Annotated in this window: 2 protein-coding genes; both read left to right on the top strand. The window is 34.3% G+C overall.

The features are described from left to right. Window positions 1-137: 137 nt before the first annotated feature. Window positions 138-401, top strand: coding sequence for a hypothetical protein (locus tag BFL01S_RS19630; protein WP_061786724.1), 264 nt, complete (start codon window positions 138-140; stop codon window positions 399-401). A 32-nt stretch (window positions 402-433) separates the two neighbouring features. Continuing rightward, window positions 434-1,207 carry a membrane protein insertase YidC gene (yidC, locus tag BFL01S_RS19625; protein WP_061786723.1) on the top strand — a complete coding sequence of 258 codons (774 nt, stop codon included), beginning with the start codon at window positions 434-436 and terminating at the stop codon, window positions 1,205-1,207. Window positions 1,208-1,334 lie beyond the last annotated feature (127 nt).

The raw sequence follows: 1,334 nt of genomic DNA, 5'->3' as shown, positions 1-1,334 counted from the left end.
CTATAAAATATAAGCCTTGATGAAACTTTTTCACAAATAAACCGTAGAAGATAAAGACGTACGTATTGTGTCAGCACATTGTAAATGCTACACTACTAGTAGATTCATTAACTACAGTTTAGAAAGAGAGTAAACATATGGATTTTTATCATGATTTGTTTCTATATGTTCCGTACTTAACTGCCCTTATGGCTTATGTAGTCTGCTATTATATGCTTCGGGAATCGAGGTATGTAGCGGTACGCACAGAGGAGCTAAGAGAATCGACTTGTATTCAAACTAGCGTAGCAGTATTTACGGCATGGAAGCGTTTGAAGACGCTTATTCATGTATATAGAAAAACACCGGTAAAAGAAAAAAACACGGATGAAGAAGACCCTTTCCTTCTTATTTTTGCTTAATGTAATCATTTAAACAATTAGGAGGAAAGAAAATGAAACGACATTATAAATTAGTAGCAGTTTTAGGAATGGTATTAATTGCATTAGCAGGGTGTAGTACACAAAATCCTGTTACGTCTACAAGCGGTGGATTTTGGGATCACTACTTTGTATATCCACTGTCTCTTGCTTTGACAAAGGTAGCAGAATTCCTTGGTGGTAGTTATGGTTTATCAATTATTGCTGTCACGATTATTATTCGTCTAGTCTTATTACCGCTTATTTTAAAACAGCAAAAAAGCACGATGGCTATGCAAGCATTACGCCCGGAAATGGAAGCTATACAAAAGAAATATGCAGGTAAAAAAGATCCTGAAACGCAGCAAAAGCTTCAAAAAGAAATGATGGCTTTGTATCAAAAACATCAAATTAACCCACTAGGTGGATGTTTACCTATTTTAATTCAAATGCCAATTATTTTTGCGTTTTATAACGCCATTGCACGTACGGGAGAAATTGCGGAACATTCATTTTTATGGGTAAGCTTAGGTGCTCCAGATTCATACTTTATTTTACCAATTGTTGCAGCTATTACAACATTCTTACAAATTCGTGTAAGTATGACGGATGAAATTCAGCCTCCAATGAAGATGATGATGAACATTATGCCAATCTTCGTATTAGTAGCTGGTTTTACACTTCCGTCAGCTTTAGCTCTATATTGGGTAATTGGTAACTTATTTGGTATTGGACAAGGTTATTATTTAAAAAAGAGAATGACGTTCCTAAAAAGTAAATCAGATACTAAACCAGCTCCTACAAAATAAAGAAAAAGGCAGTCGTAGTATATACGATTGCCTTTTTCTTTTGGTTAACAACATTTTACTTGTGAAAAATGATATAAATTGGATTAACTTACATATTTCTAAGGCATAACAAAAAGAGACTGAGACA

It is taken from the genome of Priestia flexa NBRC 15715 (genome assembly GCF_001591565.1).
Taxonomy (GTDB): domain Bacteria; phylum Bacillota; class Bacilli; order Bacillales; family Bacillaceae_H; genus Priestia; species Priestia flexa.
This window is presented reverse-complemented; position numbering and strand designations above follow the sequence as displayed.

Coding starts and splice junctions, on each gene's coding strand:
- BFL01S_RS19630 (WP_061786724.1), top strand. CDS start 138: ATGGATTTTTATCATGATTTGTTTCTATATGTTCCGTACTTAACTGCC.
- yidC (WP_061786723.1), top strand. CDS start 434: ATGAAACGACATTATAAATTAGTAGCAGTTTTAGGAATGGTATTAATT.